Origin of the sequence: Vibrio galatheae, assembly GCF_000967545.1 — a bacterium.
GTDB classification, from domain to species: Bacteria; Pseudomonadota; Gammaproteobacteria; order Enterobacterales; family Vibrionaceae; genus Vibrio; species Vibrio galatheae.
The window spans coordinates 191355-212819 of the sequence record NZ_JXXV01000014.1; the positions used below are offsets into that span (position 1 = coordinate 191355).

General features: G+C 45.8%; 18 protein-coding genes. 10 read left to right on the plus strand and 8 right to left on the minus strand.

Going from position 1 to position 21465, the window contains the following annotated elements:
- Positions 1 to 26: 26 nt before the first annotated feature.
- The 6 genes from murJ to ispH all read left to right on the plus strand — a co-directional run bounded on the left by murJ (position 27) and on the right by ispH (position 7748).
- A complete protein-coding gene (gene murJ / locus TW81_RS07955; protein WP_045955179.1) occupies positions 27 to 1589 on the plus strand; it encodes a murein biosynthesis integral membrane protein MurJ in 1563 nt (520 codons plus the stop codon).
- A 91-nt stretch (positions 1590 to 1680) separates the two neighbouring features.
- Complete coding sequence (ribF, locus tag TW81_RS07960; protein ID WP_045955180.1) at positions 1681 to 2625, plus strand: bifunctional riboflavin kinase/FAD synthetase; 945 nt, start codon at positions 1681 to 1683, stop codon at positions 2623 to 2625.
- Between the two features lie 55 nt (positions 2626 to 2680).
- Positions 2681 to 5509 carry an isoleucine--tRNA ligase gene (gene ileS / locus TW81_RS07965; RefSeq protein WP_045955181.1) on the plus strand — a complete coding sequence of 943 codons (2829 nt, stop codon included), beginning with the start codon at positions 2681 to 2683 and terminating at the stop codon, positions 5507 to 5509.
- A gap of 88 nt (positions 5510 to 5597) precedes the next feature.
- Positions 5598 to 6101 (plus strand): signal peptidase II, encoded by a 504-nt coding sequence (gene lspA / locus TW81_RS07970; RefSeq protein WP_045955182.1) that lies wholly within the window; start codon positions 5598 to 5600, stop codon positions 6099 to 6101.
- 223 nt (positions 6102 to 6324) lie between these two features.
- Positions 6325 to 6756: an FKBP-type peptidyl-prolyl cis-trans isomerase gene (gene fkpB / locus TW81_RS07975; RefSeq protein WP_045955183.1), complete on the plus strand. Its 432-nt coding sequence runs from the start codon at positions 6325 to 6327 to the stop codon at positions 6754 to 6756.
- Positions 6757 to 6782: 26 nt separating this feature from the next.
- On the plus strand, positions 6783 to 7748 hold the full coding sequence (gene ispH / locus TW81_RS07980; RefSeq protein ID WP_045955184.1) for a 4-hydroxy-3-methylbut-2-enyl diphosphate reductase: 966 nt from the start codon (positions 6783 to 6785) through the stop codon (positions 7746 to 7748).
- Positions 7749 to 7853: 105 nt separating this feature from the next.
- On the opposite strand, the gene TW81_RS07985 is transcribed toward ispH, so the two are convergent.
- A complete protein-coding gene (locus TW81_RS07985; RefSeq protein ID WP_045955185.1) occupies positions 7854 to 9338 on the minus strand; it encodes a carbon starvation CstA family protein in 1485 nt (494 codons plus the stop codon).
- A gap of 246 nt (positions 9339 to 9584) precedes the next feature.
- On the opposite strand from TW81_RS07985, the gene TW81_RS07990 reads away from it, so the two are divergent.
- On the plus strand, positions 9585 to 9926 hold the full coding sequence (locus TW81_RS07990; protein ID WP_045955186.1) for a DUF2799 domain-containing protein: 342 nt from the start codon (positions 9585 to 9587) through the stop codon (positions 9924 to 9926).
- Between the two features lie 60 nt (positions 9927 to 9986).
- Here TW81_RS07990 and murQ read toward each other — a convergent pair whose 3' ends face one another.
- On the minus strand, positions 9987 to 10913 hold the full coding sequence (gene murQ, locus TW81_RS07995; protein WP_045955187.1) for an N-acetylmuramic acid 6-phosphate etherase: 927 nt from the start codon (positions 10911 to 10913) through the stop codon (positions 9987 to 9989).
- An 8-nt stretch (positions 10914 to 10921) separates the two neighbouring features.
- Positions 10922 to 12034: an anhydro-N-acetylmuramic acid kinase gene (locus TW81_RS08000; protein WP_045955188.1), complete on the minus strand. Its 1113-nt coding sequence runs from the start codon at positions 12032 to 12034 to the stop codon at positions 10922 to 10924.
- A gap of 102 nt (positions 12035 to 12136) precedes the next feature.
- On the opposite strand from TW81_RS08000, the gene nagZ reads away from it, so the two are divergent.
- On the plus strand, positions 12137 to 13123 hold the full coding sequence (gene nagZ, locus TW81_RS08005; protein WP_045955189.1) for a beta-N-acetylhexosaminidase: 987 nt from the start codon (positions 12137 to 12139) through the stop codon (positions 13121 to 13123).
- A gap of 47 nt (positions 13124 to 13170) precedes the next feature.
- Here the strand turns inward: nagZ and btsR are convergent, their stop codons facing one another.
- Positions 13171 to 13890 (minus strand): two-component system response regulator BtsR, encoded by a 720-nt coding sequence (gene btsR, locus TW81_RS08010; protein ID WP_045955190.1) that lies wholly within the window; start codon positions 13888 to 13890, stop codon positions 13171 to 13173.
- Between the two features lie 9 nt (positions 13891 to 13899).
- On the minus strand, positions 13900 to 15570 hold the full coding sequence (locus tag TW81_RS08015; protein WP_045955191.1) for a sensor histidine kinase: 1671 nt from the start codon (positions 15568 to 15570) through the stop codon (positions 13900 to 13902).
- A gap of 238 nt (positions 15571 to 15808) precedes the next feature.
- Between TW81_RS08015 and TW81_RS08020 the strand changes: the two genes are divergently transcribed.
- Positions 15809 to 16882 carry a 3-deoxy-7-phosphoheptulonate synthase gene (locus tag TW81_RS08020; RefSeq protein WP_045955192.1) on the plus strand — a complete coding sequence of 358 codons (1074 nt, stop codon included), beginning with the start codon at positions 15809 to 15811 and terminating at the stop codon, positions 16880 to 16882.
- 15 nt (positions 16883 to 16897) lie between these two features.
- A complete protein-coding gene (tyrA, locus tag TW81_RS08025) occupies positions 16898 to 18025 on the plus strand; it encodes a bifunctional chorismate mutase/prephenate dehydrogenase (RefSeq protein WP_045955193.1) in 1128 nt (375 codons plus the stop codon).
- Positions 18026 to 18095: 70 nt separating this feature from the next.
- Here tyrA and TW81_RS08030 read toward each other — a convergent pair whose 3' ends face one another.
- The 3 genes from TW81_RS08030 to ettA form a co-directional block, all read right to left on the minus strand.
- Entirely contained in the window at positions 18096 to 19088 is a 993-nt protein-coding gene (locus TW81_RS08030) for a M23 family metallopeptidase (RefSeq protein ID WP_045955194.1), read from the minus strand.
- A 12-nt stretch (positions 19089 to 19100) separates the two neighbouring features.
- Positions 19101 to 19472 (minus strand): PilZ domain-containing protein, encoded by a 372-nt coding sequence (locus TW81_RS08035; protein WP_045955195.1) that lies wholly within the window; start codon positions 19470 to 19472, stop codon positions 19101 to 19103.
- 164 nt (positions 19473 to 19636) lie between these two features.
- Positions 19637 to 21304: an energy-dependent translational throttle protein EttA gene (gene ettA / locus TW81_RS08040; protein ID WP_045955196.1), complete on the minus strand. Its 1668-nt coding sequence runs from the start codon at positions 21302 to 21304 to the stop codon at positions 19637 to 19639.
- Positions 21305 to 21465 lie beyond the last annotated feature (161 nt).

A 21465-nucleotide genomic window follows, 5' to 3' on the forward strand; every position in this document is an offset into this window, starting at 1 on the left:
CAAAATTTTTGATTCCCGAGGTAAATGTGAGTAAACGCCTACTCAAATCAGGCATGATAGTCAGTGCCATGACCTTGATCTCTCGAGTGTTAGGCTTAGTTCGAGACGTCGTGGTGGCGAATATCATGGGGGCAGGAGCCAGTGCCGATGTCTTTTTCTTCGCCAATAAAATTCCCAACTTTTTAAGACGCCTATTTGCTGAAGGAGCATTTTCACAAGCTTTTGTGCCAGTTTTGACCGAGTCCCATGCTGCAGGAGACATGGATAAAACGCGTCAGTTGATTGCTCGAGCCGCGGGTACACTCGGTGTTATTGTCTCTATCGTCACCGTACTTGGCGTTCTGGGCTCAGGGGGTGTCACCGCGCTGTTTGGTTTTGGTTGGTTTCTTGATTGGTTGAATGGTGGGCCAGCAGCCGAAAAGTTTGAGCTTGCGAGTTTGATGCTCAAAATCACTTTTCCTTACCTATGGTTTATCACTTTTGTGGCATTGTCAGGGGCGATTCTCAACACCTTAGGTAAATTTGCCGTCTCTTCTTTTACGCCTGTTTTTCTCAACGTAATGATCATTCTTTCGGCTTGGTTTATTGCTCCTCAGTTATCGCAACCAGAGATTGGTTTGGCGATTGGCGTTTTCCTTGGTGGCTTGGTGCAGTTTTTGTTCCAGATTCCGTTTTTAATCAAAGCGGGCGTCATGGTTAAACCTAAATGGGGTTGGCGCGACCCAGGCGTAGTCAAAATCCGTACTCTAATGATACCTGCGCTATTTGGTGTTTCGGTTAGTCAAATTAACCTGTTGTTTGACACCTTTATTGCCAGTTTTTTGCAAACGGGCTCCATCAGTTGGCTCTACTATTCGGACCGCTTATTGGAGTTTCCATTAGGCTTGTTTGGTATTGCTATCGCGACGGTAATCCTACCGGCACTGTCACGTAAACATGTTGATGCACACAGTGATGGTTTTGCTCAGACCATGGACTGGGGAATTCGTATGGTCACGTTACTTGGTGTTCCTGCGATGCTGGGTTTAATGGTGTTAGCCAAACCTATGCTGATGGTGCTCTTTATGCGCGGTGAATTCACGGCGCAGGATGTTGATTACGCCTCTATGTCCTTGATAGCTTATGCCTCCGGTTTGCTTAACTTTATGCTGATTAAAGTCTTAGCGCCGGGCTACTACTCACGCCAAGACACCAAGACGCCAGTGAAGTATGGAATCATTGCGATGGTCACCAATATGGTGTTCAACGCGATTTTTGCTTGGTTTTATGGTTATGTTGGATTAGCCATCGCAACTGCCTTATCGGCTTTCGTCAACATGTCTCTGCTATATAGAGGGTTGCATCGCGCGGGGGTTTATCATTTAACTTCAACAACTTTATGGTTTGTCGCTAAGCTGGCCATCGCAGGCAGCCTCATGGTTGGCGCGATTTTGTGGCAACTTGAAGAGATGAATGTGTGGTTGGCTTGGTCATTCATTGAGCGAGTTTTTTGGCTCACTGCTCTGATTGGGTTAGGCGCTAGTGTTTATCTCGTTACCTTGCTGATTCTTGGGGTGCGTTTAAAAGACCTAAAAGCAGCGACAGAGTAAGCACGATTAGTATATAATCCGTCAGTTTCACGCAACGTTAATTCTTATTTAAAGAATTTATAGCCAATAAATGAGTTTTTAGTAGTCTTCAATGGAATTGATTCGAGGTATTCACAACATCAAATCACATCATAAAGGATGTGTGTTGACGATCGGAAACTTCGACGGTGTTCATCTCGGACATCAAGAAGTGTTACGCCAAGTGTCTGAGCAAGCTGAGCTATTAGGCTTACCCTCAACGGTAATGACATTTGACCCTCAGCCATTGGAGCTATTTGCTAAAGATAAAGCGCCCGCACGTTTAACGCGCCTGAGAGATAAGTTTGTTCAACTGAGTAAGCTCAATATCGAAAGGTTGCTGTGTGTGAACTTTAATCATCAGTTTGCCAATCAAAGTGCTGACGAGTTTATTAGTGACTTGTTGGTAAAGCGTTTGGGTGTTAAGTTTCTCGTCGTAGGCGATGATTTCTGCTTTGGTCGTGGACGTACAGGCAATTTTGCGATGCTGCAACAAGCAGGGCAAAAATACGGTTTTACTGTGGTCAGCACGCAAAGTTTTTGCTTGCAACAGCTGCGAGTGAGCAGCACCGCTATCCGAGAAGCACTGGCGCAAGATAATCTTGCACTTGCCGCTGAAATGCTCGGGCGTGATTACAGCATCAGCGGTCGAGTATCTCATGGGCGAAAATTGGGTAGAACGATTGGTTTTCCAACCGCAAATATCCCATTAAAACGTTGCGTATCGCCAGTCTCTGGTGTGTATACCGTTCAAGCTTTAGGTTTGGGCGATGAGCCCGTTGGAGGCGTTGCCAATATCGGTAATCGACCAACGGTAAACGGCGTACGCCAACAGCTAGAAGTACATTTATTCGACTTTAAAGCCAATTTATATGGTAAACAGCTAGAAATTGTACTTTTAGATAAGATTCGAGATGAACACAAATTTGAGTCTTTCGAAGCTTTGAAACAACAAATAGAATTGGATGCTGAAGCAGCAAGGGTGTGGCTGCGTCAGTATAAAGTCCAAGCGGTTTAGTTCGCTGCTTGGCATAATGTCTAACTGTCACCCAACACAACGGAATTAAGAATCGATGAGTGAGTATAAAGATACCCTGAACCTTCCTGAAACAGGGTTTCCGATGCGTGGCAATCTGGCAAATCGTGAGCCAGAAATGCTTAAGCGTTGGTACAAAGAAGACCTTTACGGTGCAATCCGTGAAGCGAAGAAAGGCAAAAAATCTTTCGTTCTACACGATGGCCCTCCATACGCGAATGGTGACATTCATATTGGCCACGCACTAAACAAGATTCTTAAAGACATTATTATTAAATCCAAAACACTTTCTGGTTTTGATGCACCGTACATTCCTGGTTGGGACTGTCACGGCCTACCAATCGAACTAATGGTAGAAAAGAAAAAAGGCAAACCAGGCCAAAAAATCTCTGCGGCTGAGTTCCGTGAAGAGTGCCGTAAGTATGCGGCTGGTCAGGTTGAAGGCCAAAAAGAGAGCTTCAAACGCCTAGGTATCATGGGTGAGTGGGATAAGCCTTACCGCACAATGGATTTTGCCACTGAAGCAAATATTATCCGCGCACTGGGTAAGATTGCCGACAACGGCCATCTATTAAAAGGTTTTAAACCTGTTCACTGGTGTACAGACTGTGGTTCAGCGCTAGCTGAAGCAGAAGTTGAGTACAAAGACAAAGTATCACCTTCTATCGATGTGCGTTTCAAAGCCGCAGATGCAGCCGCGCTTCTTGCTAAGTTCTCCTTGAATGAAGGTCATGAAGGCGAAGGTGATATCTCAATCGTTATCTGGACAACCACGCCTTGGACATTACCTGCCAACCGTGCAGTGTGTCTGCGTGATGATCTCGAGTATGTACTTATCCAAGTCGAAGGTGAGACCAAAGAGCGTATTATCGTTGCTTCTGAGTTAGCGAAAGACGTAATGGATCGCGCTGGTATCGAGCATTTCCATAATCTAGGCTTTGCTAAGGGTAGTGATCTTGAACTGCTTCAGTTTAATCACCCATTCTATGATTTCACTGTTCCTGCGATCCTAGGCGACCACGTCACCACTGATTCAGGTACCGGTGTGGTTCACACGGCTCCTGGTCACGGTCAAGAAGACTTTGCGGTAGGTAACAAGTACGGTCTTGAAGTGGCAAACCCAGTTGGCTCAAATGGTGTATACCTTCCAGATACTGAGCTATTTGCTGGTCAGCACGTATTTAAAGCCAATGATTCCGTGGTTGAAACGCTAAAAGAGAAAGGCGCGCTTCTTCATCATCACGCTTACGAGCACAGTTACCCACATTGTTGGAGACACAAAACGCCAATCATCTTCCGTGCAACACCACAATGGTTTGTTTCTATGGACCAAGCTGGCCTGCGTGCAAAAGCGCTAGAGTCAATCAAAGGTGTTGAGTGGATGCCTGAGTGGGGTCAAAGCCGTATCGAAGGTATGATCGAAGGCCGCCCTGAGTGGTGTATCTCTCGTCAACGTACTTGGGGCGTGCCAATTGCGCTATTCGTTCACAAAGAAACGGCAGAGCTTCACCCTAATTCAATTGAGTTAGTTGAGAAAGTCGCTCAACTGGTTGAAGAAAAAGGCATTCAAGCTTGGTGGGATCTAGAAATCTCTGACCTACTAGGTGAAGAAGCGGATAAGTACGAAAAAGTGTTAGATACGCTAGACGTATGGTTCGATTCAGGTGTGACTCACTACTCAGTAGTTGACGCTCGTGAAGAGTACAACGGCGCATCTGCAGACCTATATTTAGAAGGTTCTGACCAACACCGTGGTTGGTTCCAATCTTCGCTAATTTCATCTATCGCGATGAAAGGTGAAGCGCCATACAAACAAGTGCTTACTCACGGTTTCGTTGTTGACGGACAAGGCCGTAAGATGTCGAAATCTATCGGTAACGTTGTTGCGCCAAAAGATGTGACTAACAAGCTCGGTGCCGACATTCTGCGTTTATGGGTTGCTTCAACGGACTACACCGGTGAAGTTGCAGTTTCTGATGAAATTCTAAAACGCAGTGCAGACGCATACCGTCGTATTCGTAACACGGCACGTTTCTTCCTAGCGAACCTGAACGGTTTCAACCCAGAGACAGACCTTGTGCCAGCAGAAGAGATGGTAGCACTGGATCGTTGGGCTGTTGGCCGCGCACTAGCTGCTCAACAAGAAATTGTTAAGGCGTACGGTGAGTACAACACTCACGCTGTTACCCAACGTCTAATGCAGTTCTGCTCGATCGAGATGGGCTCTTTCTACCTAGACGTAATCAAAGACCGTCAATACACAGCAAAACGTGGTGGTCACGCTCAACGTAGCTGTCAAACGGCACTTTACTACATCGTCGAAGCGTTAGTTCGCTGGATGGCGCCAATCATGTCGTTCACGGCAGACGAAATCTGGAACGAAATGCCAGGTCAACGTGATAAGTTCGTCTTTACTGGCGAATGGTTCGACGGTCTATTTGGCTTAGCTGAAGGTGAAGAGCTAAACAATGAGTTCTGGGCGGAAGTTCAATCAGTTCGTGGTAGTGTCAACAAGCTGCTTGAAGACGCGCGTAAAGAGAAGATCATTGGTGGTTCACTACAAGCAGAAGTGACGCTTTACGCTGATGATGCGCTAGCAGCGAAACTAAGCAAGCTTGAAGACGAGCTACGCTTTGCACTACTGACTTCAGCTGCGGCTGTTAAGCCTCTTAGCGAAAAGTCTGATGCCGCTCAAGCAACAGATGTTGAAGGTTTGTTTGTTGAAGTGAAAGCAACAGAAAACGAGAAGTGTGACCGTTGTTGGCACCACACTCCGGACGTAGGCACCATCGAAGGTCACGAGAAAATCTGTGGTCGTTGCGTGTCTAACGTGGATGGTGAAGGCGAAGTGCGTAAATTCGCTTAATGCGGTTTTATAACTGAACTTTATTCAAATAATCTAGCCCCAGTATCTACTGGGGTTATTTTTAGGGCTTAATTCTTTAGGGGATAGGATGTCAAACATTCCATTAAAGCAATCGGGTGTGCGTTGGCTTTGGTTAGCGATTGTTATCTTTATCGCTGATATCGCTATCAAGCTGGTGGTGATGGACAATATGGGTTATGGCTGGCCAAATCGTATTGAGATATTACCGTTTTTCAATCTGCTATATGTCCATAACTATGGCGCGGCATTTAGCTTTTTAAGTGATCAAGCAGGCTGGCAGCGTTGGTTGTTTACCGGGATTGCCTTTGCTGTCACGGCGATGCTGACTTATTGGATGAGCAAGTTACCTTCGTCGGATAAGTGGAACAACATTGCTTACGCGATGATTATCGGTGGTGCCGTTGGGAACGTGTTTGACCGAGTAGTACATGGCTTTGTCGTCGATTACCTTGATTTCTTTTGGGGCAATTACCATTGGCCAGCGTTCAACTTAGCGGACAGTACTATCTGTGTTGGCGCTGCGATGATTATTCTCGATGGCTTTAGTAGCAAAGAAAAAAGCAAAGCTTAATCTTTGATCGAGCGAATAACCTTAAGCGCTGTTGGTTGATTACGATGGCGCTTTTTAGTATATCCGTCATATTTGAAGCTGCAGCGTTGTTGACTGCGATAATTCCCCCTAATCACATAGCGCACTATGCTCATAGGGTTGAATTATCTTGTCGCCTAGCTGCAACTCCAACTATTTAGGATATACACCTACAAAACTAGAATGACTTTAAGGAAGCAGTAACGTGACCATAATTGCCCAAGATTCAGCAGTAACACTGCACTTTACTATTAAAATGAAAGATGGCTCAGTGGCTGACAGTACCCACAATATGGGCAAACCTGCCAAGTTGGTCATTGGTGACGGCAGCTTAAGTGACAACTTTGAACAGTGTTTACTCGGTTTAAACGCTGGTGAAAAAAAGGCGATAGAACTGAAAGCGCAAGATGCCTTTGGTATGCCAAACCCAGACAATATTCACTATATGGATCGCACTAAGTTTGTTGGTGAAGCTGAAGTTGAAGTGGGTACTATCATGGCCTTTTCTGGTCCAGATGGAATGGAAATTCCGGGTATTATTAAAGAAATTGCTGGCGACTCGGTCACTGTCGATTTTAATCACCCTTTAGCAGGGCAAGATGTGACTTTTGAAGTTGAAATTTTGTCAGTAGAATAGCCAGTCGAAGCGAAAACAGAATCATCATGAGCAATGAAATGAAAATTAAGTTAGCTAACCCTCGTGGCTTTTGTGCCGGTGTTGATCGCGCGATTAGTATCGTCGAGCGAGCTCTTGAGCTCTATCAACCGCCGATCTATGTGCGCCATGAGGTGGTACATAACCGCTTTGTGGTTGAAGGGCTAAAACAGCGTGGCGCTATCTTTGTTGAAGAGCTGCATGAAGTGCCTGATGACAACATTGTGATTTTTTCGGCTCATGGTGTGTCGCAAGCGGTACGTAAAGAAGCGAAAGAGCGTGCGTTGACCGTCTTTGATGCCACCTGTCCCCTTGTGACAAAAGTGCATATGGAAGTGGCTCGCGCTAGTCGCAAGCATATGGAAGTGGTCTTAATTGGTCACGCAGGGCACCCTGAAGTTGAAGGAACTATGGGGCAATATGCCAGTGAGCAAGGTGGTATGTACCTAGTTGAGACGCCGGCAGATGTCATCAAGCTCAAAGAGAAGGTTAAAGATCCAAGTCATCTACATTATGTAAGTCAAACCACTTTGTCTGTCGATGAAACGGCTGATGTGATCGATGAGCTACGTCGAGTATTCCCTGATATTCAAGGGCCACGCAAAGATGATATTTGTTACGCGACGCAAAATCGTCAAGACGCCGTACGTGATATGGCGGCTGATGTTGATGTGGTTATCGTGGTTGGCTCTAAGAACTCATCCAACTCAACGCGTTTAAAAGAGCTGGCCGAGAAATTAGGCACACCAGGCTATCTCACCGATTGTCCAGAAGACATCAAGCCAGAGTGGTTTGAAGGCAATGTTAAGGTCGGTGTCACTGCCGGCGCTTCTGCACCCGAAGAGCTAGTTAACCAGATTCTTGAGCGTATCAAACAACTGGTCGGAACCGAATCAGTCGAAGAGATTCAAGGCCGCGAAGAAAACATGTTTTTCGAAGTGCCTAAAGAGCTGCAAATCAAGCAAGTGGACTAATTCTCAAGACAATGAATCAAAGCCAGCGTTGAATCGCTGGCTTTTTGCTTTATGGCGAACAATAAAAAAGGCTCCCGTAGGAGCCTAATGTTGAGTAGTAGTGAGTTACGCGGCTTTTGTCACTGCTTGTGGTTGTTCTTCGTCAGCTAGCTCGGTCTCACCTTTGCCTTTCGAGCGTTTGATGACATACACGGTGACCGATAGTGAGAACAGGATGCCTGCAACAGTCGAAACGGTCATAGGTAAGCCAAAGCCAAGTGAGCTATTGTTTAGGATGAAGGTCGCACAGACTGTAGTCATAAACATGGCTGGAACTGTCGTGATCCAGTGCAGCTTATTGTGGCGCAGTAGGTAAGCTGAAGCCGTCCACAACATCATTACTGCAGTTGTTTGGTTAGCGAAGCCGAAGTAGCGCCAGATAATACCGAAGTCTACTTGAGTTAGAATGCCACCAATAACGAATAGTGGTAGTGCCATCAGTAGTCGGTTGCGCAGAGTTTTTTGTTCCATGTTGAAGTATTCAGCAAGGATCAAACGGCTTGAACGGAATGCAGTGTCACCTGATGTGATAGGTAGAATAACCACACCTAGGAAAGCGATGATGCCACCGAATACACCAAGTAGGCCAAATGAAGCGCTGTATACCACGTTACCAGGGCCACCATTCTTCACTGCTTCTGATAGTGCGTCTAGAGAGCCGAAGAAAGATAGTGCGATAGCACACCAGATTAGTGCGATAACCCCTTCACCAATCATTGCTCCGTAGAATACAAAGCGGCCATTCTTTTCATTTTCCATACAACGTGCCATCAGCGGAGACTGAGTTGCGTGGAAGCCAGAGATTGCGCCACAGGCAATGGTAATGAATAGAGCAGGCCATAGTGGCATGTCATTCGGGTTGAGATTCGACAGCATGTCAGATACTTGGAAATCGCCCATTACAGTATGTTCGCTTGAGAAAGCAATCGCGGTCATTAGCCCGACAGACATAAAGATGAGTAGCGCACCAAACAGTGGGTAGAAGCGGCCGATAATTTTATCAACAGGAACAATCGTTGCGATGATGTAGTAAGCGAAGATAGCGATAACCATGGTCGTCATACTGACGCTTAGGCTAGTTTGGTCATTGATTAGGTTTGTAATCATGCCAGCAGGAGCCGAAACGAAAACTACACCGACCAGAAGCAATAACACAATGGCAAAGACATTCATAAAATGCTTCGCGCCATTACCTAGGTAACGACCCGTGATGGTAGGAACAGATGCGCCGCCATTGCGAACCGAGAGCATGCCAGAGAAGTAGTCGTGGACGGCACCTGCAAAAATACAGCCGATGACAATCCACAGCATTGCCGCTGGACCGTACAAGGCACCCATGATTGGGCCGAAGATCGGGCCGACACCTGCGATATTCAGTAGCTGAACCAGGTAAACTTTCTTGGTCGACATTGGAACGTAATCCACACCATCCGCTTTGGTATGCGCTGGAGTTTGACGTTTTTCGTTAATGCCAAAGACTTTTTCGACAAAAGCCCCGTAAATAAAGTATCCGCCGATGAGGGCTGCCACACAGGTTAAAAACCACAACATAACAACTGTTCCTTAGTGAAATTGATTAAGCTCACTGTGCATATTATGGTGATGCTAGACCAATATCATCTGCTTCTAGAGTGAGTGGTCGTATAGTGAAATGAGTGGTTGGCTGAGAAAATAAGTGGTTTTTACCCTTGCTGAGTGGCAATAATCGAGATTTAGTGGTTTGATTAATAACAGGGTTAGCTTTTTTCGAAAATTCAAAGACTAATCTCGACTCGTCTGCATACACAAGGAAATATAATGACAAAGATAATCATCGCAGCGTTGGTATTGCTATTGGCCGCTTGTAGCAGCAGCCCTGAAAAATTGGCTCAGAAAGGGAATTGGCGTCAGATAGGTTACCAAGATGGTATTACAGGGCATACTCAGCGTTCATATAAAGAGTTAGCAAGTTTAGGTGATGTAAAACATGCAGACTATGAACAGGGGTATTTAGAGGGGGTTGACGAGTACTGCAACCCCGATTTTGCGTATCAGATAGGCTTATCTGGCCAGTACTATGAAGGGGTTTGTGAAGGTACAGAAACCGCGCAAAAATTCCGTATGGAATGGCAGCGTGGCTGGAACGAATACCAAAACTAATTTCAGCAAAAGGGAGAAGCGTGATTTCTCCCTTTTTGATATTAACTTTCGCGCCAATGTCTACTTATCTTGATGATGTTCGACGGCTTTGCGCAGGAAACCATCTTGCTTTTCGAGTTGTTTCTTCGCTTGGCCCAACTCCATGCCTGTCAGTAGGATGAGAATCGCCAGTTTTACGTCATAATCGGTGGCTTCTAAGGTTTGTGTTGCTAGGCTCTCATCACAGTCTGTCGCTTGCATAACGATTCTGGCGGCGCGAGCGACTAATTTTTTGTTGGTCGCTTTTACATCAACCATCAGGTTTTGATAGCTCTTACCAAGACGAATCATACTCGCTGTGGTCAGCATGTTGAGCACTAACTTTTGCGCGGTTCCGGATTTCAGCCGGGTTGAACCGGTCAATGCTTCAGGACCGACTACAGGGCTAATTGCTATTTGGGCGATGTCGGCTATCGTCGAGTCTGGATTACAAGAGAGCGCGACCGAGGTAGCACCAATCTCATTGGCGTAGTGCAACGCACCGATGACATAGGGAGTTCTGCCGCTTGCCGCAATACCTACCACGACATCTTTGCTGTTAAAGCCAATCGACTTAAGATCTTCAACCCCTAGCAGAGGCGAATCTTCAGCGCCCTCTTTGGCTTTTAATATTGCTTCTGGTCCGCCAGCAATCAGTCCTATAACCATCTTATCCGAGACACCAAACGTCGGTGGACACTCAGAGGCATCTAAAACCCCTAAACGGCCGCTGGTGCCAGCCCCCATATATATCAGTCGGCCACCGAGCTTAAATGCAGCCGTGATTTTATCGACCGCTTGCGCAATCTCAGGCAGCACCTTTTCGACCGCAACAGGAACGAGCTGGTCTTGCTGATTGATTCGCTGAACAATTTCAAGAGAAGAGAGCAAGTCGATATCCATGGTTTCAGGGTTACGACCTTCTGAAACGAGATGTGAAAGTGCCGCGATAAGCGCATCGTTAGTCATAGTTGTCCTTATTTATCAGCAAAGTACATCACACCGAGAGAAACCGCTTTACTGGCTCCGGTGACTTCAGGCAGATTGCTTGGCAAATTGTGCATACGGCGATAGGCGAGCCAAGCAAAGGCCATCGCTTCCATATTGTTGCTATCGACTCCTTTGGCGTCCGTTGGCATCACTTGCCAATCAGGCAGCAACTGAGCGAGACGCTGGATAAGAAGCGGGTTGTGAACCCCGCCGCCACACACCAATAGCTCTGGGGATGTGCCTAGGGAGAACTGCTTAACTTCGTTAGCGATCGTCTGCGCGCTATATTCACACAGCGTGCGCTGAACATCTTCAGCTCTCAATGTAAACTCGCTTAAAATCGTTTCTAGCCAAGGCAAGTTAAACAATTCTCGACCTGTACTTTTCGGAGCGCGCAGAGTTAGGTAAGGCTCATTCAATAACTTGGTCAGTAGGCCTTGGCTGAGATTTCCTCGCTTGGCGAACTCGGCGTCTTTATCGTAGGGTTGAGCGGTGTGTTTTACGCACCAAGCATCCATCAGCATATTACCTGGGCCAGTATCATAGCCAATCACTGTTTGCTCGGGTCTTAAGACCGAAATATTCGCGATACCACCAATATTTAGTACTACGACGCTTGAATCCGTTGAGCTGAAAATGGCTTGATGAAAAGCTGGAACAAGCGGTGCGCCTTGACCTCCAAGGGCGATATCTTTGCGCCGAAAGTCAGCAATGGTGTCTATTCCAGTTAATGCGGCAATAATATTGGCATCACCTAGCTGAGTGGTAAAAGGTGTGTCACCATTGGGTTGATGAAAGACTGTTTGACCGTGATTACCAATCGCAGTGATCTGCTCAGCAGAGTAACCACTTTTAGCCAATAGCGCGGCTACGGCTTGTGCATAGAGTTTTCCTAATAAATGGTCAAGCTCACCAATTTCAACCAAGCTGGTCGATTGACCGAGAGAAATGTCTAGCAAACGTTGTTTAAGTGAGGCGGGGATCGGGTAGTCATGACTAGCAACAAGTTGAACCTGATCGGCCTTAATGCTGACTAGGGCAGTATCAATGCCATCTAGGCTAGTGCCGGACATTACGCCGATGTAGAGTTCTTGGGTCATGATGCTCAAATTTACTTAACAGTGACAGGTAATCCATTGTAAATGGAAGATAATCCTAATAACCTCGGTATCATAGCAAAATGGCGTTAGGATGGAGAAATAATGGGACCGTTATGGTTAGACGTAGCTGGTTGTGAACTGACCGCCGAAGACAGAGAGATTCTTGAGCACCCAACCGTTGGCGGGGTAATTTTGTTTGCGCGTAACTATCATGACAGTGAGCAGCTAGTTGCGTTAAATACATCAATTCGCAAAGCGGCTAAGCGCCCAATTCTGATCGGGGTTGATCAGGAAGGTGGGCGAGTTCAACGCTTCAGAGAGGGATTCTCTCTCATCCCAGCGGCCGAGCGATATGCGAAGTTCGAGATGGGCGAACAGTTAGCCGAACAAGGTGGCTGGTTAATGGCGGCCGAGCTTATTGCTCATGACATCGATTTGAGCTTTGCTCCGGTGCTTGATAAAGGCTTTGACTGTAAAGCGATTGGCAATCGTGCGTTTGGTGATGATGTCGACACTATCGTCCGTCATAGCTTAGCCTATATGAAAGGAATGAAAGCGGTTGGTATGGCGACAACAGGTAAGCACTTTCCCGGTCATGGCGGTGTCATTGCTGATTCCCACTTAGAAACGCCTTATGACCACCGAGACGATATCTTCGAGCAAGATATGAGCGTGTTTAAAGCGCAGATTGCGTCCGGGATTTTAGATGCGATGATGCCTGCTCACGTGGTGTTCCCACACTATGATGACCAGCCAGCCAGTGGCTCTGAATTTTGGTTAAAGCAAGTTCTACGTCAACAACTCGACTTTAAAGGTATTGTTTTTTCAGACGATTTGAATATGGAAGGGGCATCTATCATGGGCGGCCCTGCCGAGCGTTCACATCAAGCGCTGGTAGCTGGTTGCGATATGCTGTTGCTGTGTAATAACCGCCATGGTCAAGTTGAGGTGTTGGATAACTTGCCGATTATGGAGACACCTGAAGCGGTTAACTTGCTTAAGAAGCAGAGTTTCACCCTATCTGAACTGCAATGTAGTGAGCAGTGGCGACAAGCGTCTGAAGCAATGAAGCGTATTCTTGGAGCCTAGTAGATACTATCGTCAGCAAGAATCTCCTTTTGACGATAGGTATCAATTTAGTGAAAGCCGAGCATCTCTTTGAGTGTTTTGAGATAACGCCTACTGACCGGAAGTGGATGCTCACTCACGGTAATGATTTCTGCTAATCCGTTTTCTAATAGTTTGATCTCTTTGATCGCTTTGATATTGACCAAGAATTGACGATGACAACGAACCAAAGGCGTCTTTTCTTCTAACACTTTTAAGGTTAGCTGTGAGGTTGCTTTTTGTTCATGGGTCTGGATATGGACGCCACTGATATCACTGTAGGCAAACTCCACATCTTGCGTGGGGATAATCACGATGCGATTCAAACCAATACACGGAACTTGATCTAAACTTTGCGGCGTAATCGCAGCGAAATGGTGACGATTGTTCTGTCGAGATTTGAGTAACCGCTTAACCGTTTTCTCTAGGCGGCAGGTATCGACAGGTTTGAGCAGGTAATCAAAGGCATTATCTTCAAAGGCTTGTACAGCAAACTCATCATAAGCGGTAACAAACACCACTTTCGGCATGGTATCTGGGTCAAGCATAGCGAGCAGCTCAATGCCGGTAATTTGCGGCATCTGAATATCAAGGAACACGACGTCAGGTTTAAGCTGATTGATCTTTTTTAACCCTTCAATCGCATTGCTTGCTTGGCCTAATACTTCAATATGTCCCGTTTCTTCAAGCAGTTCAGTCAGCTCTTCACGAGCAAAAAGTTCGTCATCTATAACTAATGCCGACAGCATGTGGATACCTTAGTTCGTGTTAGGGATGAGAAAACTCATCCGAGTATAGTGATTGGCGTCGACTTCGATATTGAGCGCTGAAGTACGGCCAAATTTATTGGTCAGCCTTTTATCGACAATTTGCATACCGAGACCCTGATGGTCATCTGCTGGTGGAGAGTAACTTCCGGCATTATCTTCCACCACCACTTGCGCGCCCGATTCACTCATTTGACTGTAGATGCGTATTTTTCCGCCTTCCAGTAAATTGGAAATACCATGCTTAATCGCATTTTCAACCAAAGGCTGAAGGGTAAACGTGGGCACTTTACGTGTTAATAGTGATTCATCAATATCAATCGTTACTTCTAAGCGGTCAGTGAAGCGTGCTTTTTCTATCGTAAGGTAGGCATTGACGTGGGCCAGCTCTTCTTTGAGTGTTACCGTCTCAATATCCTGCTTCAAATTACTGCGGAAAAATTGTGATAGATGCTGAATGAGTTCACGCGCTTTGGTTGGATCGCGCCTGATCACAGCACTGATGGTATTTAGTGCATTGAACAAAAAGTGTGGGTTGACCTGCGCATGCAACAACTTAATTTCAGCTTGTGACAGTAGGGTTTGTTTCTGCTGGTAGTCGCCAAACAAAATTTGACTCGACAGCAACTGAGCTATTCCTTTGGCCATTGACATATTGATGGTCGAAAAAAGCTTTCTTTTCGGCTCGTAAAGTTTGATGGTACCTATCACTTTCTCACCAGTACGCAGTGGAATAATTAACGCAGAACCAAGCTTACAATTGGCGGAAATCGAGCATTGATAAGGCTTCTCGGCGCCGTCGAGATAGATGATGGCATTTTGTTTTATCGCATCTAATGTGCTTTGCGACGAGATCGGGGTATTGGGCTTATGATGATCATCACCAATGCCGACAAAGGCGAGGATTTTCTCGTCATCGGTGATTGAGACCGCACCTACACTGGTTTCTTCGTAGACGATACGTGCAATCTTCTCAGCATTTTGTACATTAAATCCCGAAGCAAGAATACCAACAGAGCGCTCAGCAATGTTGAGTGCCCGGCGGGAAAACGTAGCGGAGTACTCTTCAAATATGGTTTTTCTATCTTGCAAAATACTCATGAACAGTGCGGCACCGACCGAGTTGGCGATAATCATCGGCGCTGCAATCGCCGAAACCAGAGCATAGGCTTGATCAAATGGCTTAGCGACGATCAAAATGACTAGCATCTGGACGATTTCCGCAATCAAGGTAATGGCGAACACCACGCTCGGGCTAAATAGCTGATCGGATTTGCCTTTACGTAAAAAGTAAATGTGAAACAGGCCACCAATTAATCCTTCAGCTGTGGTCGAAATTGCACAGGCGAGGTCGGTAAATCCGCCTAAGTGATAGCGGTGAAGGCCGCCGGTAAGCCCGACAAAGAATCCCACCACTGGACCGCCAAATAGTCCACCCATGACCGCACCTATGGCACGCGTATTAGCAATCGCATCACTGATTTGTAAGCCAAAGTACGTCCCCATGATGCAGAAGAGTGAAAATAGGACGTAGGTACTTAATTTGTGACTTAATCGATTGGAGACATTAAGCAGAGGCAGAAAAATCGGTGTCTTGCTCAGCATATAAGCGAGGACGAGGTAGACACACATCTGTTGGAGTAGAGAGAGAATCAGATCCATAGCGATTAAGTTAGCGGGATTTGCGCCTATTTTAGTTAACTAAGCATACGGAAAACATGCTTAACTCATGTTTTAGCAATAAAGTTCTATTAAATATTTGGTGTAAATATAAATTTACATTTATGTTTTTTATTGTTTACATCTTGAAATCTATTTTTAGGCTGTTATTTTATTGGTTATTCCAGTCTAGTAAATGTAAAGATAACTAGGTGTAAAAATAAATATACAGGTTTGAGTTATGCAAAAAAGTGAATTGAGCAATATTAACATTAGCGACGAGCAAGTCCTTATTACACCACAAGAGTTAAAAGCAAAGTTACCTTTGAGTGACAATGCGCGTCGTTTTATTCAACACTCACGCCAAACTATCGCAGACATCATTCATAAGAAAGATCATCGTTTGTTGGTTGTGTGTGGTCCATGTTCAATTCACGATATCGAAGCGGCAAAGGAATATGCTAAGCGTTTAAAGGCATTGTCAGAGCAACTGAGCGACCAATTGTACATTGTGATGCGAGTGTACTTTGAAAAGCCTCGTACGACGGTGGGGTGGAAAGGGTTAATTAACGACCCACACCTAGATGGCTCTTTCGATATCGAGCATGGCCTCCATGTTGGCCGTGAACTTCTGGTTGAACTTGCTGAAATGGAAATTCCACTTGCAACAGAAGCGCTTGATCCGATCAGCCCTCAGTACTTGGCTGATACATTTAGCTGGGCGGCAATTGGTGCGCGCACTACAGAATCGCAAACACACCGTGAAATGGCCAGTGGTCTGTCAATGCCAATCGGCTTTAAAAACGGCACTGACGGTAGCTTAGCGACCGCGATTAATGCGATGCAAGCGGCTTCTTCTAGCCACCGCTTTATGGGGATTAACACTGAAGGCCAAGTGGCGCTGTTAACCACTCAAGGTAACCCGAACGGTCATGTGATCTTACGTGGTGGTAAACAGACCAACTACGATTCGGTTTCTGTTACTGAATGTGAGCAAGATATGGCGAAACATGGTCTTGATGCATCATTGATGATCGATTGTAGCCACGCTAACTCGCGCAAAGATTTTCGTCGTCAACCTTTGGTGGCAGAAGATGTGATTCATCAAATTCGTGAAGGCAACAAATCGATTATTGGCTTGATGATCGAAAGTCATATTAACGAAGGTAATCAATCTTCAGATATTCCGTTAAGTGAGATGCAGTACGGCGTTTCAATCACTGATGCGTGTATCAATTGGGATACAACTGAGGCACTATTACGTCATGCACACGAAGAGCTAGTTCCTTTCCTAGAAAATCGTCTGAAAGGGTAATATCAAGGAATATCAATGGCAGTTGAATTGAATGCATTGCGTGATCAGATAGACGCAGTCGATAAACAGATTCTGGATTTGTTAGCCCAACGGCTCTCACTTGTTGAGAAGGTGGGTGAGGTAAAAAGTGAGCATGGTTTGCCCATCTATGCACCGGATCGTGAGGCGGCGATGCTGGCCTCTCGACGTGCCGAAGCTGAGAAAAAGGGTGTACCGCCGCAGCTGATAGAAGACATTTTGCGTCGCACTATGCGTGAGTCATACGCCAGTGAGAAAGACTCTGGTTTTAAATGTCTTAATCCCGAGCTGCGTTCGATTGTTGTTGTCGGTGGTAACGGCCAACTTGGTGGACTGTTTGGTCGCATGTTTAAGCTTTCTGGCTATGATGTCAGAGTGCTTGGCAGTAAAGATTGGCATCGTGCTGATGAGTTGCTTGCCAATGCAGGCATGGTGGTTGTGACCGTGCCGATTCATTTGACTGAAGGGGTGATTGAAAAACTGGGTAACTTACCATCAGACTGCATTTTATGTGACTTAACTTCAATTAAGTCTAAGCCATTGCAAGCGATGCTCAATGTCCATAAAGGGCCTGTTGTTGGTTTGCACCCAATGTTTGGTCCTGATGTGACAAGTTTAGCTAAGCAGGTGATTGTCTACTGTGATGGACGTGGTAGTGAACAATACCAATGGCTGCTCAAGCAATTTTCTATCTGGGGCGCAAGCTTGTGTCAGATTGACGCCAGTGACCACGACCATGGTATGACCTTGATTCAAGCTCTGCGACACTTTACGTCGTTTGCTTATGGTTTGCACCTAAGTCGTGAAAACCCAAATATTGATCAGCTACTTCAGCTAAGTTCACCGATATACCGTTTGGAACTGGCGATGGTTGGTCGTCTGTTTGGTCAAGATCCGAACCTCTATGGCGACATCATTCTTTCTTCGCAAGAGAATATTGATATGATCAAACGCTTCCACCGCTGTTTTGGTGAAGCTCTAGACATTCTTGATAGTCGAGATAAACAGGCTTTTGTACAAAGCTTTAATAAAGTCAGTGATTGGTTTGGTGATTACTCGACCCAGTTCCTCGCAGAGAGCCAAAATCTATTAAAGCAAGCTAATGACTCTATCCATCGCGGCTAGAGTGCTAAGCGAGTAGAGATAGAAAAAGAGCGACCAGATGGTCGCTCTTTGAGTATTTATGGCAAAGTAATTATTGAATGGTCACTGTCTCAACGTTTGACTCTTGGTCATTTTTTACTGTATTGACTGAGCTATCTTGGTAAGGGTTGTTGGTCAAGTTCACTTGTAACCTTACCGTGTCATCAATCAATTTCACCAAGGGGGCCCACTTTACTTTCTTTTCTTTCTCAAACAGGTAGTTAAAGTTTTCTGGTGTCCAATCAATGGTGTATTGTGGGTTAAGCGCTCGACCTAAGAATCGTACTTCGTAGTGCAAATGTGGGCCTGTTGAATTGCCTGAATTACCACAAGTCGCAATCACATCCCCCTTACTGACAAACTGTCCACTACGAACATTAAAGCGGTTGAGGTGCGCGTACGAACTCATAAACCCAAACGAGTGGCGTACGGTTAAGAAATTACCAAAGCCTTTTTTACTAGGACGAACGGTTTCTACAACGCCATCGGCAGGGGCGTAAATTTCTTCGCCGCGCTTACACGTTAAATCGATACCTGTATGGGTATGCCTTTTACCTGTGATTGGATTGGTACGTCGGCCGAATGAAGACGAAATGCGTTCATAATGCATGGGGGAGTCGTTAGGAATCATGCGAAACATAGTCGCACGTACCGCAGAGTCAACGGCCGCAGCATCGATGCGGTTCTCCAAACTAGCGTCATCAAGCAAGGTGTCATCGGCTAAACCAAGAACAGATTCCACATCGTAGACACGTTTGCCTAATACATGGATTTGGTTACGTTTTTCTTCCAACTCTTGTGAGAGAGAGTGCGTGGTATCGACTTGTTCCTCGTACAGCATTTCTAGCTCACTGAGTTTAATAGTGAGTGACGAGTACTTCTCTTGAGTCTGTTGTTTTTGCTGCCATTGATAGTAGCCGTAGCCGACCCCAGAGATAAGAGTGCCACTCAACAGCGCTATCGTAGTCAAAAGGGCTTTTCTTGAAACATCAAAACGTTGTACCCCCGATGAGTTGGGGATAGAAATGGTTATTTTATTCGACATATTTTGGTTAGATTAGGTGTATTCACCGAGATCTGAGAGGTGTTCGATATCCCTGTGTAACAGTTCATCATCACCTACGTTTAACTCAACTAATCGCTTTAAGTGCCCGATACTCTCAATATCAATATGATCAATGCTCAGACGAATCACATTGTTATTAAGCCCAACAATATTTCCTACAAGTTGGATCGTGACATCACTTCCTGCCAGCGAAAATTCAACATTTACTGGTTTATCTCTATCGAGCAAGCTTGATTGTTCGCTACTGACTAACAGTCCGTGCAGCGATAAATCCGATACTAAGGCTACTATTGAGGTGGTATCTTGTGTCAGTGTTGCTTGAGTTTGATAAACAATACGCGAAAAACGACGACGTTCGATCATAATCTTCTCTCTATATTTCAACTCGTAAGAGTAACAAAACTAAAGTGGCTGCTATGCGCGGTTGTTCTCATTCTTCGCTTTCATCAATACAGAGTTATCCGTATTGTGAGCTATATAATAAAGGCCGCTAATATTAGCGGCCTCTGCACAAAGATCAAGCGTATTTACTTAGTCATGCGCTTGTACTTGATGCGATGCGGCTCCGCAGCTTCTGGGCCAAGAGTCTTCTTCAACCACTCCATGTACTCAGTATAGTTACCTTCGTAGAAGTTAACCTGACCTTCGTCGCGGTAGTCGATGATGTGGGTTGCAATACGGTCAAGGAACCAACGGTCGTGCGAGATAACCATGGCACAACCAGGGAACTCTAGCAGAGCTTCTTCTAGCGCACGTAGCGTTTCAACATCAAGGTCGTTGGTTGGTTCGTCGAGCAACAGTACGTTGCCGCCGGCTTTCAGTAGCTTAGCTAAGTGAACACGGTTACGTTCACCACCAGACAGCTCACCGATCACCTTCTGTTGATCTGAGCCTTTGAAGTTGAAGCGCGAGCAGTAGGCACGTGCAGGAATTTCAAAGTTGTTGATCTTGATGATATCCGCACCTTCGGAAATCTCTTGATAAACGGTTTTGGAATCATCCATTGAGTCACGGAACTGATCAACTGACGCCAGTTTCACCGTTTCACCCATTTCAATCGTACCCGCATCAGGTTGCTCTGTACCGCTTAGCATCTTGAATAGTGTTGATTTACCTGCACCGTTGGCACCGATGATACCGACGATGGCACCTTTAGGAATGCTGAACGATAGATCGTCAATCAGTACGCGCCCATCAAAAGACTTGGTGAGGTTGTTCACTTCGATAACCTTGTCACCTAGACGCTCACCAGGTGGGATGAACAGTTCGTTAGTTTCGTTGCGCTTCTGACGATCACCGCTTTGCAGTTCTTCAAAACGAGCCATACGCGCTTTAGATTTTGATTGACGACCTTTCGGGTTTTGACGTACCCACTCCAGTTCTTTCTCAATCGTCTTTTGGCGTGCTTTCTCTTGTGAGGCTTCTTGTTGCAGACGTGCATCTTTTTGCTCTAGCCAAGAGGTGTAGTTACCTTGCCATGGAATACCTTCACCACGGTCAAGTTCAAGAATCCAACCCGCCGCATTGTCAAGGAAGTAGCGGTCGTGGGTAATGGCCACAACAGTACCTGTGTAATCAACGAGGAAGCGTTCTAACCAAGCAACAGACTCAGCGTCTAAGTGGTTGGTTGGTTCGTCGAGCAGTAGCATGTCTGGTTTAGACAGAAGCAAACGACAGATAGCGACACGGCGGCGCTCACCACCAGATAGATTTGCGATTTTGGCATCCCATTCAGGAAGGCGCAGTGCATCGGCAGCACGCTCTAGTGCATTCTCTAGGTTGTGGCCTTCTTTGGCTTGAATTAGAGCTTCAAGCTCACCTTGCTCTTTGGCCAGCGCATCGAAATCAGCGTCAGGTTCTGCATAGGCTGCGTATACTTCGTCAAGACGCTTCATTGCACCCGCAACGTCAGAAACCGCTTCTTCAACGATTTCACGAACGGTTTTCGATTCATCTAGAACAGGTTCTTGAGGAAGGTAGCCAACATTAAGGCCAGGTTGTGGACGTGCTTCGCCATCGATATCAGTATCGATGCCAGCCATAATGCGTAGCAGAGTAGATTTACCTGCACCGTTTAAACCCAAAACACCGATTTTGGCGCCTGGGAAGAAGCTAAGAGAGATGTCTTTAAGAATTTGTCGCTTTGGTGGCACAATCTTGCTCACGCGCGACATGGTATATACGTATTCAGCCATTGCCGATCGTTCCTAAATAGTCAGTTCACGTAAAAGGTTATTTTATACTAACCGAACTCAGTTTGTTACCACAGAAAGCGAGACACTGAAATTGATAGTGATTGCTGATGAATTACTAAGCAATAATTTGTCCAAAGCAAGCTAGATGTCACAGTTGTGTG

Coding starts and splice junctions, on each gene's coding strand:
- nagZ (WP_045955189.1), top strand. CDS start 12,137: ATGGGACCGTTATGGTTAGACGTAGCTGGTTGTGAACTGACCGCCGAA.
- ettA (WP_045955196.1), bottom strand. CDS start 21,304: ATGGCTGAATACGTATATACCATGTCGCGCGTGAGCAAGATTGTGCCA.
- ispH (WP_045955184.1), top strand. CDS start 6,783: ATGAGCAATGAAATGAAAATTAAGTTAGCTAACCCTCGTGGCTTTTGT.
- ribF (WP_045955180.1), top strand. CDS start 1,681: ATGGAATTGATTCGAGGTATTCACAACATCAAATCACATCATAAAGGA.
- TW81_RS08000 (WP_045955188.1), bottom strand. CDS start 12,034: ATGACCCAAGAACTCTACATCGGCGTAATGTCCGGCACTAGCCTAGAT.
- ileS (WP_045955181.1), top strand. CDS start 2,681: ATGAGTGAGTATAAAGATACCCTGAACCTTCCTGAAACAGGGTTTCCG.
- TW81_RS08030 (WP_045955194.1), bottom strand. CDS start 19,088: ATGTCGAATAAAATAACCATTTCTATCCCCAACTCATCGGGGGTACAA.
- TW81_RS07990 (WP_045955186.1), top strand. CDS start 9,585: ATGACAAAGATAATCATCGCAGCGTTGGTATTGCTATTGGCCGCTTGT.
- TW81_RS07985 (WP_045955185.1), bottom strand. CDS start 9,338: ATGTTGTGGTTTTTAACCTGTGTGGCAGCCCTCATCGGCGGATACTTT.
- btsR (WP_045955190.1), bottom strand. CDS start 13,890: ATGCTGTCGGCATTAGTTATAGATGACGAACTTTTTGCTCGTGAAGAG.
- TW81_RS08015 (WP_045955191.1), bottom strand. CDS start 15,570: ATGGATCTGATTCTCTCTCTACTCCAACAGATGTGTGTCTACCTCGTC.
- tyrA (WP_045955193.1), top strand. CDS start 16,898: ATGGCAGTTGAATTGAATGCATTGCGTGATCAGATAGACGCAGTCGAT.
- murQ (WP_045955187.1), bottom strand. CDS start 10,913: ATGACTAACGATGCGCTTATCGCGGCACTTTCACATCTCGTTTCAGAA.
- lspA (WP_045955182.1), top strand. CDS start 5,598: ATGTCAAACATTCCATTAAAGCAATCGGGTGTGCGTTGGCTTTGGTTA.
- TW81_RS08035 (WP_045955195.1), bottom strand. CDS start 19,472: ATGATCGAACGTCGTCGTTTTTCGCGTATTGTTTATCAAACTCAAGCA.
- TW81_RS08020 (WP_045955192.1), top strand. CDS start 15,809: ATGCAAAAAAGTGAATTGAGCAATATTAACATTAGCGACGAGCAAGTC.